Source organism: Xanthobacter sp. AM11, assembly GCF_047444035.1.
GTDB lineage: Bacteria > Pseudomonadota > Alphaproteobacteria > Rhizobiales > Xanthobacteraceae > Xanthobacter.
The window spans coordinates 1-17211 of record NZ_JBLAOA010000001.1; the positions used below are offsets into that span (position 1 = coordinate 1).

Consider the following 17211-nt stretch of genomic DNA (forward strand, 5'->3'; position numbering starts at 1 on the left):
GAACTGCGCGCCGTCACCGGTCCCGACTATGGCCGCATCTTTGACCACGAGTTGGTCGCCGCCGTGCAGCGGATCGCCGGCAATGGCACCGGCGACACCCGCTGGAAGGTACCGGGAGTGCTCGACTGGTCCACCGGCATCTACAATCCCCGGGTCGACATCACCAAGGATACGACGACCCTCTACGCCTCGGATCGGGATGTGTTCCTGTTCCTGGTGGACGACCTCAATCCCATCGAGGCCGGCCGTCTGCCCGACGGTTCGCCCGACCTCTATTTCCGCGGCTTCTACTGCTGGAACTCGGAGGTCGGGGCGAAGACGCTCGGCATGGCGAGCTTCTATCTGCGTGCCGTATGCCAGAACCGCAATCTCTTGGGCGTCGAGGATTTCGAGGAGATCACCATCCGTCACTCCAAATACGCCGCCTCGCGCTTCGCCCATGAGGCGGCGCCTGCTCTCACCCGCTTCGCCAACTCCTCCCCACTCCCTTTCGTCAACGGCATCAGGGCGGCGCGGGAGAAGATCGTGGCCCGCTCGGATGAGGACCGCAGCGCGTTCCTGCGCAAGCGCGGCTTCTCCAAGGCCGAGACGGCCAGGATCATCGAGACGGTGCTGATGGAGGAGGGCCGTCCACCCGAGAGCGTCTTCGACTTCGTGCAGGGCATCACCGCCGTCGCGCGGGACAAGCCCCACCAGGACGCCCGGCTCGATCTGGAGGCGCGGGCGAAGAAGCTGCTCGACCGGGCTGCCTGAGTTCCGGAAAGCCGGAGATGCGGATTGCCGTGTCTCCGGCTCCGTGTGGTCCCGGCTTTCCGGATCGCCGGTTTTGCGGCGCCGTCCTCAGAGGCAGAGGGCGGCGCTGCGCTTCGTGACGGACGCGATGCTGAGAGAGAGGCTTTCGGCCGCCCGTCGCGGAGACCATCCCGATGGCTATCGTCGCCAAGATCACCCTGTCGCCCTCGCGCGACATCCCCTTCAACAAGCTGATGCTCAGCCAGGCGAACGTCCGGCACGTGAAGGCCGGCGTCTCGATCGAGGAACTGGCCGAAGACATCGCCCGGCGCGGCCTCCTGCAGGGCCTCAGCGTCCGCGCCGTCGTCGATGCCGACGGCGTCGAGACCGGCATGTTCGAGATCCCAGCCGGCGGCCGGCGCTACCGGGCGCTGGAACTGCTGGTGAAGCGCAAGCGCCTCGCCAAGACCGCGCCGGTGCCCTGCGTCATCCGGGAGGGCGGTATCGCCGAGGAGGATTCGCTCGCCGAGAACGTCCAGCGCGCGCCGCTGCACCCCCTCGACCAGTTCCGCGCCTTTCTGGCACTCCGCGAGAAGGGCCAGTCCGAGGAGGAGATTGCCGCCGCCTTCTTCGTCTCCGTCGGCGTGGTGAAGCAGCGGCTGAAGCTCGCCTCGGTCTCACAGAGGCTGCTCGACACCTATGCCGAGGACGGCATGTCGCTGGACCAGCTCATGGCCTTCACCGTGTCGGGCGATCATGAGCGCCAGGAGCAGGTGTTCGATCGGCTGCAGCAGGCCTACGACAAGCAGCCCTATGTCATCCGGCGGATGCTTACCGAGGGCGCCGTGCGCGCCTGTGACAAGCGGGCGCGGTTCATAGGCGTCGACGCCTATGTCGAGGCCGGCGGCACGGTGCTGCGCGACCTGTTCCAGGGGGATGACGGCGGCTGGCTGCAGGATGTCACCCTCGTGGACCGGATGGTGGCCGACAAGTTGAAGGTGGAAGCTGGAGCGGTCGCCGCCGAGGGCTGGAAGTGGATCGAGGCTGCTCCCGACTTCGCCTACGGCCACACCTTCGGCCTGCGCCAGCTGCGCGGCGATCCGGTGCCCATGACCGCCGAGGAGCAGGTGGAGCGCATTGCGGTACAGGCGGAAGTCAACCGCCTGTCCGAGGCGTATCAGGACGCCGACGAGCTGCCCGACGAGGTCGACGCGCGCCTGGGCGAGCTTGAGGCGGCTCTGGAGGCGATGGACGCGCGGCCGCTGGCCTTTGATCCTGCCGGGGTCGCCCGTGCCGGCGCGTTCGTGAGCATCGGTCCTGAGGGCCGCCTGCGGATCGAGCGCGGCTACGTCCGGCCGGAGGACGAACTGCCGGTCGAGGCGGACCCCGACGCGGAGGACATCGGCGAGGTCTCCGCGGCGGCGGCGGCCCACGACATCGACGAGACGGTCTCCGCCCATGCCCTGGCGCCGGAACCCGAGGAGGATGACGGCCTGTCGTCGATCTCGGACCGGCTGCTGGCGGAGCTCACCGCCCATCACACCCTCGGCCTGCGCCAGGCGCTCGGCGAGCAGCCGGACGTGGCCTTCCTCGCGGCGCTCCACGCTTTGACCCTCAAGGCCTTCTATCCCTACGGCCTGGACAGCTGCCTGGAGCTGGATCTCAAGAGCGTCAGCTTCGGCACGCAGGCGCCGGGCCTGAACGACAGTGCGGCCGCCGAGGCGATCCGGGTGCGGCATGAAAGCTGGGCCAAGGCCTTGCCGAAGGAGTCCGCAGAGCTGTGGGACATCCTGGAAGGCTGGGACGCCGATAGTCGGTCCGCCCTCTTCGCGCATGTCGTGAGCCTTTCGGTCAATGCCGTGCAAGAGGCCTGGAACCGCCGGCCGCGCGCGCTCGCCCATGCCGACCGGCTGGCCCAGGCTGTCGGCCTCGACATGGCGGCGGCCGGCTGGCGACCGACCGTGGACACGTTTCTCGGCCGCGTCACCAAGGCCCGCATTCTTCAGGCGGTCACGGAGGCGAAGGGCCAGCACGCCGCCGAGCGGATCGCCCACCTCAAGAAGGGCGACATGGCCACCGAGGCGGAGACCCTGCTCGCGGACACCGGGTGGCTGCCCGAGCCGCTGCGCACGGCCGGCATGAAAAGCCCCGAAACCGGGGAGACGACGGCGCTGGACTCCGTCGTCGAGAAAACGGCGGAAAACGACGGCGAAACGGCCGTGGTCGAAGGCGAGGACTTCGACGACACTGACGAAGCCTCGGACGCTCCCGTCCCCTCTGCCGCGGAATAGCGCCTGCGACCTGCACGACTGGCCCACCGGCGACGGTGGGCCTTTTCTTATGGAGGGCCATCATGGCGCAATCGCCCCATGATCTGGCGCGCCGTCTCGCCGAGCGCGCGGAAGCGGTGTGCCGCCACTATCTCTCCAATGGCCGACGACATGGGAGCTATTGGCAGGTGGGCGATGTCCGCAATACGCCCGGCCGCTCCATGTTCGTGCGGTTGCGGGAAACTCCGAAAGGCCCGGCCGGCAAATGGACCGACGGCGCCACCGCTGAGCATGGCGACCTGCTCGATGTCATCCGCGAGGCGCTCGGCTTCGTCGACTTCAAGGACGTCGCCGAGGAGGCCCGGCGCTTCCTCGCCTTGCCGCATCCGGACGCAACCACACTGACACGGGGCGTCGCTCCCATACCAAGCAGATCACCCGAGGCATCGCGGCGTCTCTTCGCCATGGCGCAGCCGATTTCGGGCACGCTCGTAGAGACGTATCTACACAACCGCGGCATTACGCTTCTGCACGGAACCGGTTCCCTGCGGTTTCACCCGCGCTGCTACTACCGGCCCGACGACTCTTCGCCCACCGAGACCTGGCCAGCGATGATCGCCGCCGTCACCGACCTCGACGGCACCCTCACCGGCGTGCATCGGACCTGGCTCGATCCCCGCGGCTTCAGCGAGGCTACCCTCGGCAAGGCGCCGATCGACACCCCCCGACGTGCCATGGGCGACCTGCTCGGCAATACCGTGCGCTTCGGTGCGCCGGGCGAGGTGATGGCGGCCGGCGAAGGCATCGAGACCGTGCTCTCGCTGCGAACCGTCCTGCCCGACATGGCGATGGCGGCAGCACTCTCCGCGGCCCATCTCGTCACCATCCGGTTCCCCGACACCCTGCGACGGCTTTACATCGTGCGCGACAACGATCCGGCCGGCGACGCGGCACGGGACAGTCTCATTGAACGAGCGAATGCGGCCGGGATCGAGGCGATCGTGCTGTCACCTCGGCTCGGGGACTTCAACGAGGATCTCCGTATGCTCGGCATGGATGCGCTGCGGGCAGAAACGCGGGTCCAGCTCGCCCCACAGGATGTCGGTCGCTTCCTGGCTCTCGCGGCATAGCCGGAACAGGAACGCGGGAGGCGGCCCGCCGTCACCGGCATCGCTCGGATGCGGCCACCGCCGGAGAGGACCGCGCCTCGGCCTTCCAGAGGGCGATCGAGCCCACAAACGGGCCGGCCCGGCAATGGCGGCGGCCAACGATTTTCCGTTGGCACTGCGTGCCGTTCCATCGCGAAACAAAATCGCCGGCCTTGGCCATCAAGGCCCTCGCTTCGCTCGGACTGCCAGTCCGTCCCGCCCGTGGGCTTCCGGCGCCATGAAGGCCGCGACGGGCGCGGTCCAACCGATGGAACCTCCCATGAGCGAGCACGACGAACCGCACCACGCCTCCTGCCCGACCGACCAAGTCCTGACCGAGCTCCAGCTCTACGGCTACCGGCCCTCTATGGACGAGCCCGACCCCCGGCCCCTGCCCGAAGACAACCATCTCGCCGGCGCCGTCGCCGACATCTTCGACGCCCTGATCGCCACGTTCAGTGACACCCGCCTCGAGCCCGACCTCGACGACCTCCTCTGGTCGACGGTCAACCTCTTCCACCGCGCCACCGGCCGGATCGAACGCGCCCTCGACGACAATGAGCAGGCCCAGCGCCGCTCGCAGCAGGAACAGGACGGCAGCGAGGTCCGATCCGTCGAGCTGGAACACCTCACCGCCGAAGGGCAGACGCTGATCGAGCGCCGCGACGCCTTCGAACTGATGCGCGATCAGGCCGCCGAGCATTACGAGCAGCACAGCGGCGCACCGTGGCGTCCGCGCACCGGGTCGATGGTCAATCACAAGGCCATGACGGCGGCGATGATCGACAGCCGCGACTTCATGATGGCGAGGAAGCGCGCCGAGCAAGAGGTGCTCCTGCCGCGGGGGCCGAAGGTTGCGTTCACCGGCGGGCTGGACTTCAACGACCATCAGCTGATCTGGGACGCCCTCGACAAGGTCCACTCCAAGCACCCGGACATGGTGCTGATGCACGGCAAGTCGCCGAAGGGCGCCGAGAAGATCGCCGCTCGCTGGGCCGACCATCGCAAGGTGCCGCAGATCGGCTTCGCGCCCGATTGGACCAGGCACGGCCGCGCCGCGCCCTTCAAGCGCAATGACCAGATGCTCGCGGTGCTGCCCATCGGCGTCATGGTGTTCCCAGGCACCGGCATCCAGCAGAACCTCGCCGACAAGGCAAAGACGCTCGGCATCCCGCTCTGGCGGTTCGGTGGCGCGTGAGCGCCACCGTTCTCCAACCTTCCGCCAATGTCTGCGCACGCCGCTGCGCGCTGCGACGTCACCTCTATGCCGATGGAAGCCCCAGCTCGGCGCGCATCTTCTTCGAGAGGCCCTGCGAGACGATGGCGTGCGACTGCCGGATGTAGTCGCATAGCTCCGCATCCGTCAGGCCTGGCTTCGCGTGGTGCTGGATCCACTTCAGGCCACGTGAGGCGAGATAGGGGGCCGGGCGCAGGCCCGGCTGCGCCTTGAGCACTTCATAGGAGATGTCGCTGACCTTGAAGGTGAAGCTCGCCTCGTCGTCCTGCCATCCGCCGATGGCGAAGACCTTGCCGCCGACCTTCCAGACGTGTGATCCGCCCCACTGCACCACATGGGTCGTGGCCGGCAACCTCGCGCAGAAGGCGTTGAACTCTTCGTAGGTCATGCCTCTCGTCACCATGTGGTCGGCCGAGGGCCCCTTCGCCGCATCGGCCCCGAGCCCCCTCTTGTAGCGAGCAAAGCCCAGGCTTTGAACCGCGTCGTCCGGATACGCCTCGCTGTCCGCGCAGGTCCACCCCGCATTTCGGGCGCTGATCCTTGGTCGGACCGATCGCCTCGGGCCATCAACCCACAAGGGGTCGGCAACGCGATGCGTGCCGCCGCATCGGCTGACGCCTTCGCGGTGACTGCGGCTCTCGGCCCGACACGTCGGGCGCCTGTCAGCGGGGGATGGCCCTCCGCTCGGAACAGGAGCCGGACCATGTCCCTCAAAGACGCTCACGCCTTCGCCTTCAGCCTCGCCACCACGCTCATGGTCGCCATCGTCATCTTCGAAGCCGGCGACGGCAGCCTCTCGGTCACGCCGGCCAACGAGTTCGATGGCGATGCCACCGCGATCCTGTGCGAGATCGATCCCTTCGCCCCTTGATCGGGGCGGCCACTTCGATGAGCGGGAATCGCGACGATCTCCGCTCCCGGAACGGTGCGATTTCGGCTATCATTCTGGCTGCGAGGCGGTGGTGGTGGAAGGCGCAACCGTCAGCTTTTTTGCACGGGAGACCACCACCATGATCGTCCTCTCCATCCTCGGGTCGCTCGCGGCCATCGGCGTTCTGTGCTGGCTGCTGTTCACGCTCGCCGTCTTTGCCCTGCCGTTCTTCTTAGGGCTGACCGCCGGCACCTTGGCCTACGGCTCCGGCGCAGGCTGGCTCGGCGCCGTCATCGTCGGCCTGGTCGCCGCCGGTGCGACATTCACTACCGGTCAGTTGCTGCTCGCCCTCGTGCGACCACTCTGGCTGAAGCTCGTCGTCTTGCTGGCGTTCGTCGCCCCTGCTGTCGTCGCCGGCTACGCCGCCACCCATGGCATCGTGAAGCACACCACGCCGTCGGAGACCTGGCAGTTGGTCTTCTCAGGTGTCGGCGCGGTCGCCGTGGGCATCGTGGCATTCGTGCGGTTGACGGCATTGATCCCGTCCGAACCGCCCGGGCGGGGCATCACCGGGGCCTGACCCTCTTTCTCGGCTGGATCGGCGGGCATAAGGCAGCTTCGACTCTGCGGTCATCGCCACGGTGTCAGGCAACGACGAGGTGTTCAAGCTCAGCTCGAAGCCGGCTCCGCCCCGAAACCGGCCCGTCGATGCGTTGCCCGGAAGCCGTTCCGTCCCACCGTCCGGTGACCTCGGGAGGGGTCGAACCCCCTGAGCAGCCGGGGACATCGAGGACGATGCAAACCGTGCCCGGACCTGGGTGAGCAGCCGATCCCATGAGCATCACGCCGATCTTGGGGCGGTGGAGTAAGCCTCGCCACGTCTCCTTGATTGGTCCCCGTCGGTCTGAGCGCACCGAAGTGGCCTCTGCGATGGGTGGATCTGGCGAGACGACGGCTGCGCCTCGATCGCCTGTGCCGCAATGGCGCCGATCGACTTTCTTCCCCTGGGCGACCACCCCACACGGCACGCCGTGCGGGGACCCCGGATCCCCCATTCCTCGCGCGAACCAAGAAAGTCGCCTGGCTGCCATCCTTCGCTGGCGCTGCGGCCCCAGAGCCACCCCGTTGCGCAAGCGCAGCGGGGACCCCGGCGGGGTGCGGCGTCGATCGCCTCCGGCCCTTTGATCCCCATCGAGGCCGCATGGTGCGGGCTCGGGACAGACATCAGGAGACGTAACATGGCGACCATCGGCACCTTCAAGAAGACCGGCGCGAACGAGTTCAGCGGCGAGATCGTCACCCTTTCGGTCCAGGCGCGGGGCGTGCGCATCGTCCCCGAGGTCCGCGGCACCGGCGAGAACGCCCCCAGCCACCGGGTCTTCGTCGGCCGCGCCGAGATCGGCGCGGCCTGGAGCAAGCGCTCCAACGAGGGCCGGGACTATCTGGGCCTCAAGCTCGACGACCCGAGCTTCAACGCCCCCATCTACGCCAACCTCTTCGAGGACGAGGATGCCGAGGGCTACAGCCTCATCTGGTCCCGCCCCAACGGCCGGCGCAGCGCGGACTGAGGCTCCCGCGACATGCCCCGCCCGGACGGTCCGGGCGGGGCTTCCACCACCCGGCGCCGTGGCACCTGGGGATGTCAGCCCGGAAGCGCAATCGTCTGAGGATCACCGCGCCAGCCTCCTCTAGGATCTCCAGGACCTCGTTGACGAGCTCCTCCTCGGCCGCGAACGCCTCCAGCAGCGCGTCGAACAGCTCGCGCTGGCGGGCCGGCACCGCCTGGGGGACGATGATAACGAGACCCGCATGCAGCTCCTGCTTCGCATAGAGCTTGCGGAAGTCGCGGGCATTGTTGGTCACGAAGGTAAAGTCCTCGGCGACGATCCGAGGCATGAGGTTCCAGTCGGTCTCGCCGCCAAGGCCCAGCCAGGTCACATGGGTGGCGTCATGTCCTCGCGTCTGCGCAACAGCCGCGAGGGACGTGTGCAGGTACTCGTCGATCAGAAACTTCACGCAGCCGTGCCGGACCGACGCCGTGCCAGAGCTTGAGGCGCAGCAGTCCCTCCTGGGTCAGCGTGCGTCGGGCCGCGCCGCTCGGCCGCGGATCGGCCTTCGTCTCGACGATCTTCTTGTCGATGGCATTGTGCACCGCCTTCACCGCGATGCCGCTCACGGCAGCGGCTTCAGTCGGAGTGTAGATGCGGTCGGTAGCCATAATCATTCTTCTCTAAGAGAATATATAAGTCTGCGCCGACGCGGTAAAGGATGCCCATCGCGAGTGCCGCTCGTGCGACTGACGGCGCTGATCCCGCCTGGAAAATCCGGCCGTGACTTCCTCCCCAAATGCAGTCGCCGACCGAATCAGTCTTACCCGGAGCGGGTCAAATCCCCACCAATCCAGCTCACTGGGCTGGCCCTGCACATCAAGAGCGAATAAAATAATCGTAATTCTGGCGCGCGCATCGGCCCGAATGGGAGGTGATCTTCATGATCACCGCCCGACAATCGCGGGCCGCGCGTGCGTTGCTAGGCTGGACACAGGAAACGCTCGCGGAGAAGGCCCGGGTCTCGCTGACTGCGTTGAAGCACCTCGAATCCGAGAGCGGACTCGACGTGTACGAGACGACGCGTGATCAGGTTCGGTGGGCGTTCGAGCGAGAAGGGATCGTTCTCCTGAACTCCGACCAGGGAGTGGGGGTGCTCCTGGTCCATGACGGGACAGGGTGACTGCTGATCCGAACCGGGATCGGCGCGTATCTTGCTTTTCAACTTGCTTGACCAAACCAGCACACTGCGGATGGCGGTCCCTCGCAAGGCTGGAGATAAGAATTGGGGGGCGAGATGAGCGACGCAACCTTCCTCGACGAGCCACCAGAGAGCTCGACGCTCACGGACTACGACCGCACGCACATGACGCTCTATCTGCGCCTCCTGGACGCCACGACAGACGGGGCGGACTGGCGCGAGGTGGTCCCGGTGTTATTCGGCCTAGACCCGGATCGTGAGCCCGAACGGGCACGGCATGTCCATGACAGCCATCTCGCCCGCGCCCGCTGGATGACCACGGACGGTTACCGCCTGCTCGTTCGCGAAGGCCATCGCGACCCGCCCTCGTGATGCGCTGACGGCAACACCTGTTGCATAATTTGGATCTTCCGCAGCGTCGCACACGCGAGAATTGCATTCGGCTGAGTCTGCCTAGACTGACGGTCGGAGAATGCCATGTTCCTGGACACGTCCCGCTGGCGATCACAGTCCACCTACGACTATGTCGACACGCTGACCGCCCCCGGCATCGGATGGCTGCGCTCACCGCGAACCGCTCGCCGGCCTGACGATGTGTCAGACCAGATGCAAGCGCCGCCAGCACCCGAACGCGAAGATCGACCGACAGAGCCTTCGACATGTCCGCCGGCCTCCGACCCGGCAGACAGTCTGAATGAGCTTTCAGCCGATTCGGGAATCCCCCGCCGATGCAATCAGATCGAAATTCGCTCTCGTGTTTGCAAATGACGATTTGAGCACGACGGGGGAGGCATCGGACGTCTGCCGACTTCCGTGCTCTAGATGCCCACCGTAGAAGCGGGTCCAGCTAACCGAGCGTCTCATACATTGTCGAATTTTGGAGAGACCTGGGTGCAGGCGCGAGCCGCGCCCGGTCACACCAGGTCGGCCAAATGAGCTTCCGCCGCCAGAATGGGAAGACGCGGCCTTCCTCGAAACGCGAAGCAACCTTTAGTTGCAATGGCGCACCCGACACGATTCGAACGTGTGGCCTCCGCCTTCGGAGGGCGGCGCTCTATCCAGCTGAGCTACGGGTGCCTGCTGCTTACGCAGTGCTTACTCGGATTTCCTGCGAAAGTTAAGCCCTGCGGCCAGGCTCTCACAAGCCATTGAACTCGAAACATTTTCCATTCCATCTACCGCACCGTCTGGTGCACAGCCGCCCATTTCAGGCAGCGCTCGTTCAGCCGGGCAACGGATGCAGGGCATGGCATGCCCGTTTGGTCTTCATAACGGATGCCGCAGCGGGCGGCAACAGGGTGGGCGGCGCTGCGCACAGGTGGCGCAGCGGACGCCCGCCGGCGCCGGCGCGGGGCCTCAGCGGGCGTCCTCGCGGATCATCCCCGCGCCCTTGTCGGCGATCATGATGGTGGGCGAGTTGGTGTTGCCCGAGACGATGGCGGGCATCACCGACGCATCCGCCACCCGCAGGCCCTTGATGCCCCGCACCCGCAGCCGCTCGTCCACCACCGCCATCGGATCGGAGGCAAGGCCCATCTTCGCCGTGCCCACCGGGTGGAAGATGGTGGTGCCCACGTCCCCCGCCGCGCGGCGCAGGCTCGCCTCGTCGGCATCGGCCAGCGCGGGGCCGGGCACCAGCTCTTCGGGGCGGAAGCCCGCCAGCGCCGGGCGCGCCACGATGCGCCGGGCGATGCGGATGGACTGGGCCGCCACCCTCAGGTCCTCCTCGGTGGAGAGGTAATTGGGCCGGATCTGCGGCGCCGCGTCCGGCTCCGGCCCCTTGAGGCGGATGGTGCCGCGCGAGGTGGGCCGCAGGTTGCACACGCTCATGGTGAAGGCAGGAAAGCGGTGCAGCGGCTCGCCGAACTTGTCCAGCGAAAGCGGCTGCACGTGGAATTCCAGGTCCGCCCGCTCCTTGTCGGGAAACGAGCGGGTGAAGAGGCCGAGCTGGGACGGGGCCATGGTGAGCGGGCCGCGCCGGCGCAGCAGGAAATCCAGCCCCATGCCCATCTTGCCGAAGAGGGAATGGTAGCGCTCGTTCAGGGTGCCGATGCCGCTCACCTTGAACACGGTGCGCAATTGCAGGTGATCCTGCAGGTTGGAGCCCACCCCCGGCAGGTCGCGCACCACCTCGATGCCCTGGCCGTGAAGATGCTCCGCCGGGCCGAGGCCGGAGAGCATGAGCAGCTGCGGCGTTCCCACCGCCCCGGCGCACAGCACCACCTCGCGCCGCGCCTTCAGCTGCACCTGCCCGGCCGCGGTGCGCACCAGCACGCCGGTGGCCCGGCCATCCTCCAGCGTCACCTTTTCCACATGGCCGGCGGTGACGAGATCGAGGTTGGGGCGCGACAAAGCGGGCTTGAGGAAGCCGCGGGCCGCGCTCCAGCGCAGGCCGGTCTTCTGGTTCACGTGGAAATAGCAGGAGCCTTCGTTGTTGCCGGCGTTGAAATCCTCGATGGGAGCGATGCCGTCCTGCGCGGCGGCGCGGCGCACCGCATCCAGAAGCGGCCAAGTGAGGCGGGGAAACTCCACGTGCCATTCCCCGCCGGCGCCGTGGGCGGCATTGGGGCCGAGGAAATGGTCCTCGTGGCCCTTGAACACCTCCAGCACATCCGCCCAGCCCCAGCCGGAAAGCCCCAGCTGGCGCCAGTGGTCATAGTCCCCCGCCTGTCCGCGCATGTAGATCATGGCGTTGATGGCGGAAGAGCCGCCGATGACCTTGCCGCGGGGATAGGAGAGCGCCCGGCCGTTGAGGCCCGGCTCCGGCTCGGTCTTGAAGCACCAGTCGGCGCGCGGATTGCCGATGGCGAAGAGATAGCCCACGGGGATGTGGAACCAGATCCAGTCGTCCTTGCCGCCCGCCTCGATCACGGCGACGCGCACGTTCGGGTCCTGCGAAAGCCGGTTGGCCAGCACGCATCCGGCCGAGCCCGCGCCCACGATTACATAGTCATAAGGCTGCGAGACATCGGCCCGGCCCATGGCGTCCTCCCATTTTTGCCGCGGAGAGTGGGCAGCGGCGCCCCGAAAGGCAAGCCGACCTTGGCAGGGGGACGCGCCCTGCCGTCGCCGCCTGTCGCCAGCCTGTGCACAAATGGCGCTTACCCCGCCGCCGCCACCGCGCCGGTCTCCGCCTGGAGGGCGGCCAGCAGCGTCATGAAGCGCTCGCCCTGCACCAGCACGTGCGCCCGCAGCCGGTCGGCGGCGCGCAGTCCCGCCCCCGCGAACAGGGCTTCGAGGATGGCCTCGTGCTCGGCGAAGGAAGCGTCCATGCGCCGCGGCACCTTCAGCTGCAGCCGGCGGTAGGGCTGCAGCGCGCGCTGCAGGCGCAGCGCTTCGGCCACCAGCACGCGATTGCCGGTGGCGGCGTAGATGGCCGCGTGGAAGCGGGCGTTGGCGGGATAATAGGCCGCCTCGTCCCCCTCCGCGGCGGCCGCGCGGCAGGCCTCGTGGGCATCGGCGATGGCGGCGCGGTCGGCCGGACCCATGCGCTGGGCGGCAAGGCGCGCGCAGGCGGCCTCGATCTCCGCCATCAGCTCGAAGGATTCGATGAGCTCCCGCGGCCCCAGCAGCATCACGAAGGCGCCGCGCCGCGGGCGGATCTCCACCAGGCCGGACGCGGACAGCTGGATGAGGGCCTCGCGGATGGGCGTGCGCGACACGCCGAACCGCTCGGCGAGGCCCACCTCGTCGAGCCGCTGGCCCGGGCGCAGCCGGCCGGAGACGATATCATCCTCCAGGGCTTCCCTCAGTCTCGGGGTCTGGTCGCCGCGCAATCGTTTCTCCCTTTCGCCCGAGGAAGCCGCGTCCCGCAGGAAGATGCAAGTGGGAAATTCTTGCATACATGATTGTTGACATAAAATGCAGCTTGTCGTTCACTCCATGCACGTTCACGGAGTTCCCCTGCCGATGCTCCGCCGCCTCATTCCGCCCCGCGCCCCCGCGCCCCGCCGCCGCGCCGGCCAGCCTGCGGGCGGGCCTTCGCCGAAAGACATGTGCCGGCGCGGCATCTGCGGCCTTGCCATCGCCCGCATCCCGCCGTCCCATGTGCGTTCCGGCAGCGTGCTTTGCGGACCAGCGGCGAGGGCGATGCGATGAGTTCCAACACTTCCTTTTTCGGCGACCTCCTGACCACCATTGCGGATCGCGGGCGCGCCCTGCTCGACCGCAACTCCCGCGTGAGCGGCGCCACCCGCGCCGCAACCCTCATCGAGCGGTGCGAGTCGCTGCTGTCCGGCCGTGGCGAGGCGTCCGGCGTCGCACTCGCCACCGACATCCTCGACCGCTATGCGCGGATGAAGACCGGCGAGCGGATCGCTTTGTTCGAGGCCCTGGCCGAGACCTTCGGACCGGACCGCGAGCGCCTGGAGCGTGCCATCGCCAGCTATGGCCGCACCGGGTCGGATGCGGCGGCGGCCGAGCTGCACCTCGCCAGCGAGCCGCGGCGGCAGGAGCTGTTCCGGCGCTTCAACCTCGCTCCCGGCGCCACCCTCTCCCTGGTGCGCATGCGCGAGCACCTGATGGATGCCATGGTGCACCGGCGCGACCTGGCCGCCGTGGACCGCGACTTCGGCCACCTGTTCTCGTCCTGGTTCAACCGGGGGTTCCTCGTGCTCCGCCGCATCGACTGGTCCACGCCCGCCAACGTGCTGGAGAAGATCATCCGCTACGAGGCGGTGCACGCCATCCGCGACTGGAACGACCTGCGCGCCCGCGTGGACAGCCCGGACCGGCGTTGCTACGCCTTCTTCCATCCCGCGCTGGTGGACGAGCCGCTGATCTTCGTGGAAGTGGCGCTCACCAAGGACATTCCCGGCGCCATCGCCCCCGTTCTCGACCAGACCCGCGCGCCGCTGGAGCCGGAGAAGGCCACCACGGCCGTGTTCTACTCCATCTCCAACTGCCAGCGCGGGCTGGGCGGCGTCTCCTTCGGCAACTTCCTGATCAAGCAGGTGGTGGAGGAGATTTCCCGCGAGATGCCGGCGCTTACCACCTTCGTCACCCTGTCCCCGGTGCCCGGCTTCCGGGCCTGGCTGGATGGCGAGCGCAAGGCGGAAGCCTCGCCGGCCATCACGGCGGCGGACCGGGAAGCCCTTGCGCTGCTCGACACGCCGGACTGGGCCGAGAAGGCCGAGGTGCGCGACGCCCTCGCCCCGGTGCTGGGGGCCGCCGCGGCCTATTATTTCCTGGTGGCCCGCACCAGCAAGGGCAAGCCGGTGGACCCGGTGGCGCGCTTCCACCTGGGCAACGGCGCCCGGCTGGAGCGCATCAACCCCATGGGCGACCTCTCGGCCAAGGGCATCGCCCAGGCGGCGGGCCTGATGGTGAACTACCGCTACGTGCTGGCGGACATCGAGAAGAACCACGAAGCCTTCGCCGGAAAGGGCGAGGTGGTGACAAGCCCGGCGGTGAAGAAGCTGCTCAAGGCCGACACCTCCCGCGCCCTCGTTCCCGTGCCCTGAGCCGGCCCGCAAGACTGATGAAACCCGAGCGGCACCGGCGCAGCGCCGGACCGCAGGCGTGAGAGACAAGATGAGCGAGAACCACCTTTTCGGCGCCATCCGCGCCGCCATCCCCGCCCCCGGCAAGGCCCTGGCCCTGCTGGCCGACGGGCGGACGCAGACCTATGGCGACGCCCTCGCCCTGTCCGCCCGCCTCGCCGGCCTGCTGGTGGCGCGGGGCGTGAAGCCGGGCGACCGGGTGGCGGTGCAGGTGGAGAAGTCCTGGCCGGCCCTCGCCCTCTATCTGGCCGCGGTGCGCGCGGGGGCGGTCTACCTGCCCCTCAACACCGCCTACACCCTCAACGAGGTGGAATATTTCCTCACCGACGCCGAACCCGCCGTGTTCGTCTGCCGCCCGCAGATCGCGCAGGAGGCGCGGGCGCTGGCCGCGCGGGTGGGGGTGGCCTGCGTGGAAACCCTGGGCGCGGACGGGGAAGGCTCCCTCGTGGATGCCGCCGCCGCCTTCCCCGCCGATTTCGCCGACGTGCCGCGCGGCCCGCAGGACCTGGGCGGCATCCTCTACACTTCCGGCACCACCGGCCGCGCCAAGGGCGCCATGCTCAGCCATGGCAACCTCTTGTCCAATGCCCTCACGCTCAAGGACGCCTGGCGCTTCACCGCCGACGACGTGCTGATCCACGCCCTGCCCCTGTTCCACACCCACGGCCTGTTCGTCGCCTCCAACATCATCCTCCTCTCCGGCGCCTCCATGATCTTCCGGGCCAAGTTCGATCCGCGCGAGGCGCTGGCGCTGATGGCGGATGCGGGCAGCGGCGCCACCTGCCTCATGGGCGTGCCCACCTTCTACACCCGCCTCCTCGACCAGCCGGAGCTGACGCGGGAGGCGACGGCGCGGATGCGCCTGTTCGTGTCCGGCTCGGCGCCGCTGCTGGCCGAGACCCACCGCGCCTTCTTCGAGCGCACCGGCCACGCCATCCTCGAACGCTACGGCATGACCGAGACCGGCATGAACACCTCCAACCCCTATGAGGGGGAGCGCATCGCCGGCACCGTGGGCTTTCCTTTGCCGGGGGTGGAGGTGCGCGTCACCGACCCGGAGACCGGCCACCCGCTCCCCGACGGGGAGATCGGCATGATCGAGGTGAAGGGTCCCAACGTGTTCCAGGGCTATTGGCGGATGCCGGAGAAGACCCGCTCCGAATTCCGCGACGGCTTCTTCATCACCGGCGACCTCGGCAAGATCGACGAGAAGGGCTATGTGCATATCGTCGGCCGCGGCAAGGACCTCGTGATCACCGGCGGCTTCAACGTCTACCCGAAGGAAGTGGAAGGCGAGATCGACGCCATCGCCGGCGTGGTGGAGAGCGCCGTCATCGGCGTGGCGCACCCCGATTTCGGCGAGGGCGTCACCGCCATCGTGGTGCCGGTGCCCGGCGCCGGGCTGACCGAGGAGCAGATACACCGCGCGCTGGAGAGCCGGCTCGCCAAGTTCAAGCAGCCGAAGCGCATCTTCTTCGTGCCGGAACTGCCCCGCAACACCATGGGCAAGGTGCAGAAGAATATCCTGCGCGACACCTACAAGGACATCTATCGTAACGTTGCGTAAGCGCATCGGCCGCCGCGCTGGCGGACGGACGGCCGATGGCGGATCAACCGCCGCGGCCGATGAAGACGGGAAACGCCAACGACCCGCCGCCTTGCGCGGGTTGAAAGGGAGGAAGGTCATGATCAAAAAGCGTTCCATCGCGCGCGCCTGCGCGCTTGCCGCCGGGCTCGCCTGTGCGGTCTCCGTCGCCGCCCCAGCCCTGGCGCAGGACATCACCCTGCGGGCCTCGCACCAGTTTCCCGGGGGCAAGGGCGACCCGCGGGACGAAATGGTGCAGATGATCGCCCGCGACGTGACGGCGGCCAATGTGGGAATCAAGATCCAGGTCTTCCCCGGCGCCTCGCTCTACAAGGCCAACGAGCAATGGGGCGCGCTGACCAAGGGCCAGCTCGACATCTCCTCCTTCCCCCTCGACTACGCCTCCGGCCGCGTGCCGCAATTCTCCGCCACGCTGATGCCCGGCCTGGTGCGCAATTTCGACCGCGCCGAGCGGTTGAACACCTCGCCCTTCATGCAGGAGATCAAGAAGATCGTGGAGGCCCAGGGCGCCATCGTCATCGCCGACGCCTGGCTCTCCGGCGCCTTCGCCTCCAAGAAGGGCTGCATCACCGGGCCGGACAGCATCAAGGGGCAGGTCACCCGCGCTGCCGGCCCGGCCTTCGAGCAGATGCTGGCCGCAGCCGGCGCCTCCATCGCCTCCATGCCGTCGTCGGAAATCTATTCCGGCATGCAGACGGGCGTGCTGGACGCCACCAACACCTCGTCCGAGAGCTTCGTGTCCTATCGCCTGTTCGAGCAGGTGAAGTGCCTCACCGCGCCGGGCGCCAACGCCCTGTGGTTCATGTATGAGCCCGTGCTCATGTCCAAGCAGGTGTTCGACCGGCTCAAGCCCGACCAGCAGAAGGCCATCCTCGACGCCGGCAAGAAGGCGGAGGCGTGGTTCGCGCAGGAGGTGCGCAAGGGCGACCAGAAGCTCATGGACACCTTCAGAAAAGCCGGCGTCGAGGTGGTGGAGATGTCCGCCGCCGATTACGACGCCTGGCTGAAGGTGGCCCAGGCCAGCGCCTACAAGAACTTCGCCGACAAGGTGAAGGGTGGCGACGAGCTGATCCGCAAGGCCCTTTCCGTGCAGTGACG

15 protein-coding genes, 1 tRNA gene and 3 pseudogenes are annotated in these 17211 nt (G+C 67.9%); 12 read left to right on the plus strand and 7 right to left on the minus strand.

The features are described from left to right. The 4 genes and pseudogenes from ACI7BZ_RS00005 to ACI7BZ_RS00020 form a co-directional block, all read left to right on the plus strand. A pseudogene (locus ACI7BZ_RS00005) lies at positions 1–753 on the plus strand (DUF932 domain-containing protein); the annotation flags it as partial. A 173-nt stretch (positions 754–926) separates the two neighbouring features. Further along, complete coding sequence (locus ACI7BZ_RS00010; protein ID WP_414115171.1) at positions 927–3023, plus strand: ParB N-terminal domain-containing protein; 2097 nt, start codon at positions 927–929, stop codon at positions 3021–3023. A 62-nt stretch (positions 3024–3085) separates the two neighbouring features. Continuing rightward, complete coding sequence (locus ACI7BZ_RS00015; protein ID WP_414115172.1) at positions 3086–4132, plus strand: DUF7146 domain-containing protein; 1047 nt, start codon at positions 3086–3088, stop codon at positions 4130–4132. A 256-nt stretch (positions 4133–4388) separates the two neighbouring features. Next, complete coding sequence (locus ACI7BZ_RS00020; protein ID WP_414115173.1) at positions 4389–5348, plus strand: DUF2493 domain-containing protein; 960 nt, start codon at positions 4389–4391, stop codon at positions 5346–5348. Between the two features lie 64 nt (positions 5349–5412). Here ACI7BZ_RS00020 and ACI7BZ_RS00025 read toward each other — a convergent pair whose 3' ends face one another. Then, the gene (locus tag ACI7BZ_RS00025; protein ID WP_229644806.1) at positions 5413–5775 is read right to left on the minus strand and encodes an MmcQ/YjbR family DNA-binding protein; all 363 of its coding nucleotides are present in this window, start codon (positions 5773–5775) and stop codon (positions 5413–5415) included. A gap of 315 nt (positions 5776–6090) precedes the next feature. Between ACI7BZ_RS00025 and ACI7BZ_RS00030 the strand changes: the two genes are divergently transcribed. The 3 genes from ACI7BZ_RS00030 to ACI7BZ_RS00040 all read left to right on the plus strand — a co-directional run bounded on the left by ACI7BZ_RS00030 (position 6091) and on the right by ACI7BZ_RS00040 (position 7826). Then, a complete protein-coding gene (locus ACI7BZ_RS00030) occupies positions 6091–6258 on the plus strand; it encodes a hypothetical protein (RefSeq protein ID WP_282642730.1) in 168 nt (55 codons plus the stop codon). A 139-nt stretch (positions 6259–6397) separates the two neighbouring features. Further along, positions 6398–6838 (plus strand): hypothetical protein, encoded by a 441-nt coding sequence (locus ACI7BZ_RS00035; RefSeq protein ID WP_414115174.1) that lies wholly within the window; start codon positions 6398–6400, stop codon positions 6836–6838. Positions 6839–7496: 658 nt separating this feature from the next. Next, positions 7497–7826 carry a DUF736 domain-containing protein gene (locus tag ACI7BZ_RS00040; protein ID WP_414115175.1) on the plus strand — a complete coding sequence of 110 codons (330 nt, stop codon included), beginning with the start codon at positions 7497–7499 and terminating at the stop codon, positions 7824–7826. On the opposite strand, the gene ACI7BZ_RS00045 is transcribed toward ACI7BZ_RS00040, so the two are convergent. Together ACI7BZ_RS00045 and ACI7BZ_RS00050 are read right to left on the minus strand one after the other, a co-directional pair. Continuing rightward, a complete protein-coding gene (locus tag ACI7BZ_RS00045; RefSeq protein ID WP_414115176.1) occupies positions 7786–8274 on the minus strand; it encodes a DUF5615 family PIN-like protein in 489 nt (162 codons plus the stop codon). The genes ACI7BZ_RS00040 and ACI7BZ_RS00045 overlap by 41 nt on opposite strands. A gap of 13 nt (positions 8275–8287) precedes the next feature. Then, positions 8288–8479 (minus strand): annotated as a pseudogene (locus ACI7BZ_RS00050) (DUF433 domain-containing protein); the annotation flags it as partial. A 269-nt stretch (positions 8480–8748) separates the two neighbouring features. On the opposite strand from ACI7BZ_RS00050, the gene ACI7BZ_RS00055 reads away from it, so the two are divergent. Together ACI7BZ_RS00055 and ACI7BZ_RS00060 are read left to right on the plus strand one after the other, a co-directional pair. Then, entirely contained in the window at positions 8749–8988 is a 240-nt protein-coding gene (locus tag ACI7BZ_RS00055) for a helix-turn-helix domain-containing protein (protein ID WP_414115177.1), read from the plus strand. A 114-nt stretch (positions 8989–9102) separates the two neighbouring features. Continuing rightward, positions 9103–9378 (plus strand): DNA -binding domain-containing protein, encoded by a 276-nt coding sequence (locus ACI7BZ_RS00060; protein ID WP_414115178.1) that lies wholly within the window; start codon positions 9103–9105, stop codon positions 9376–9378. A 163-nt stretch (positions 9379–9541) separates the two neighbouring features. Here ACI7BZ_RS00060 and ACI7BZ_RS00065 read toward each other — a convergent pair. The 4 genes and pseudogenes from ACI7BZ_RS00065 to ACI7BZ_RS00080 form a co-directional block, all read right to left on the minus strand. Continuing rightward, positions 9542–9667, minus strand: a pseudogene (locus ACI7BZ_RS00065) (IS630 family transposase); the annotation flags it as partial. Positions 9668–10006: 339 nt separating this feature from the next. Next, positions 10007–10083, minus strand: a tRNA-Arg gene (locus ACI7BZ_RS00070). A gap of 279 nt (positions 10084–10362) precedes the next feature. Continuing rightward, a complete protein-coding gene (locus tag ACI7BZ_RS00075; RefSeq protein ID WP_414115179.1) occupies positions 10363–11988 on the minus strand; it encodes a GMC family oxidoreductase in 1626 nt (541 codons plus the stop codon). 119 nt (positions 11989–12107) lie between these two features. Beyond that, positions 12108–12782 carry a GntR family transcriptional regulator gene (locus tag ACI7BZ_RS00080; protein ID WP_414115180.1) on the minus strand — a complete coding sequence of 225 codons (675 nt, stop codon included), beginning with the start codon at positions 12780–12782 and terminating at the stop codon, positions 12108–12110. A gap of 318 nt (positions 12783–13100) precedes the next feature. Between ACI7BZ_RS00080 and ACI7BZ_RS00085 the strand changes: the two genes are divergently transcribed. The 3 genes from ACI7BZ_RS00085 to ACI7BZ_RS00095 all read left to right on the plus strand — a co-directional run bounded on the left by ACI7BZ_RS00085 (position 13101) and on the right by ACI7BZ_RS00095 (position 17209). Next, positions 13101–14468 carry a malonyl-CoA decarboxylase gene (locus tag ACI7BZ_RS00085; protein WP_414115181.1) on the plus strand — a complete coding sequence of 456 codons (1368 nt, stop codon included), beginning with the start codon at positions 13101–13103 and terminating at the stop codon, positions 14466–14468. Positions 14469–14538: 70 nt separating this feature from the next. After that, positions 14539–16074: a malonate--CoA ligase gene (locus ACI7BZ_RS00090; RefSeq protein WP_414115182.1), complete on the plus strand. Its 1536-nt coding sequence runs from the start codon at positions 14539–14541 to the stop codon at positions 16072–16074. A 118-nt stretch (positions 16075–16192) separates the two neighbouring features. Next, on the plus strand, positions 16193–17209 hold the full coding sequence (locus tag ACI7BZ_RS00095) for a TRAP transporter substrate-binding protein (protein ID WP_414115183.1): 1017 nt from the start codon (positions 16193–16195) through the stop codon (positions 17207–17209). Positions 17210–17211 lie beyond the last annotated feature (2 nt).

Excerpts from the sequence above, each read along its gene's own strand:
- ACI7BZ_RS00010 (WP_414115171.1), top strand. The coding sequence starts at position 927 with ATGGCTATCGTCGCCAAGATCACCCTGTCGCCCTCGCGCGACATCCCC.
- ACI7BZ_RS00015 (WP_414115172.1), top strand. The coding sequence starts at position 3,086 with ATGGCGCAATCGCCCCATGATCTGGCGCGCCGTCTCGCCGAGCGCGCG.
- ACI7BZ_RS00020 (WP_414115173.1), top strand. The coding sequence starts at position 4,389 with ATGAAGGCCGCGACGGGCGCGGTCCAACCGATGGAACCTCCCATGAGC.
- ACI7BZ_RS00025 (WP_229644806.1), bottom strand. The coding sequence starts at position 5,775 with ATGACCTACGAAGAGTTCAACGCCTTCTGCGCGAGGTTGCCGGCCACG.
- ACI7BZ_RS00030 (WP_282642730.1), top strand. The coding sequence starts at position 6,091 with ATGTCCCTCAAAGACGCTCACGCCTTCGCCTTCAGCCTCGCCACCACG.
- ACI7BZ_RS00035 (WP_414115174.1), top strand. The coding sequence starts at position 6,398 with ATGATCGTCCTCTCCATCCTCGGGTCGCTCGCGGCCATCGGCGTTCTG.
- ACI7BZ_RS00040 (WP_414115175.1), top strand. The coding sequence starts at position 7,497 with ATGGCGACCATCGGCACCTTCAAGAAGACCGGCGCGAACGAGTTCAGC.
- ACI7BZ_RS00055 (WP_414115177.1), top strand. The coding sequence starts at position 8,749 with ATGATCACCGCCCGACAATCGCGGGCCGCGCGTGCGTTGCTAGGCTGG.
- ACI7BZ_RS00060 (WP_414115178.1), top strand. The coding sequence starts at position 9,103 with ATGAGCGACGCAACCTTCCTCGACGAGCCACCAGAGAGCTCGACGCTC.
- ACI7BZ_RS00075 (WP_414115179.1), bottom strand. The coding sequence starts at position 11,988 with ATGGGCCGGGCCGATGTCTCGCAGCCTTATGACTATGTAATCGTGGGC.
- ACI7BZ_RS00085 (WP_414115181.1), top strand. The coding sequence starts at position 13,101 with ATGAGTTCCAACACTTCCTTTTTCGGCGACCTCCTGACCACCATTGCG.
- ACI7BZ_RS00090 (WP_414115182.1), top strand. The coding sequence starts at position 14,539 with ATGAGCGAGAACCACCTTTTCGGCGCCATCCGCGCCGCCATCCCCGCC.
- ACI7BZ_RS00095 (WP_414115183.1), top strand. The coding sequence starts at position 16,193 with ATGATCAAAAAGCGTTCCATCGCGCGCGCCTGCGCGCTTGCCGCCGGG.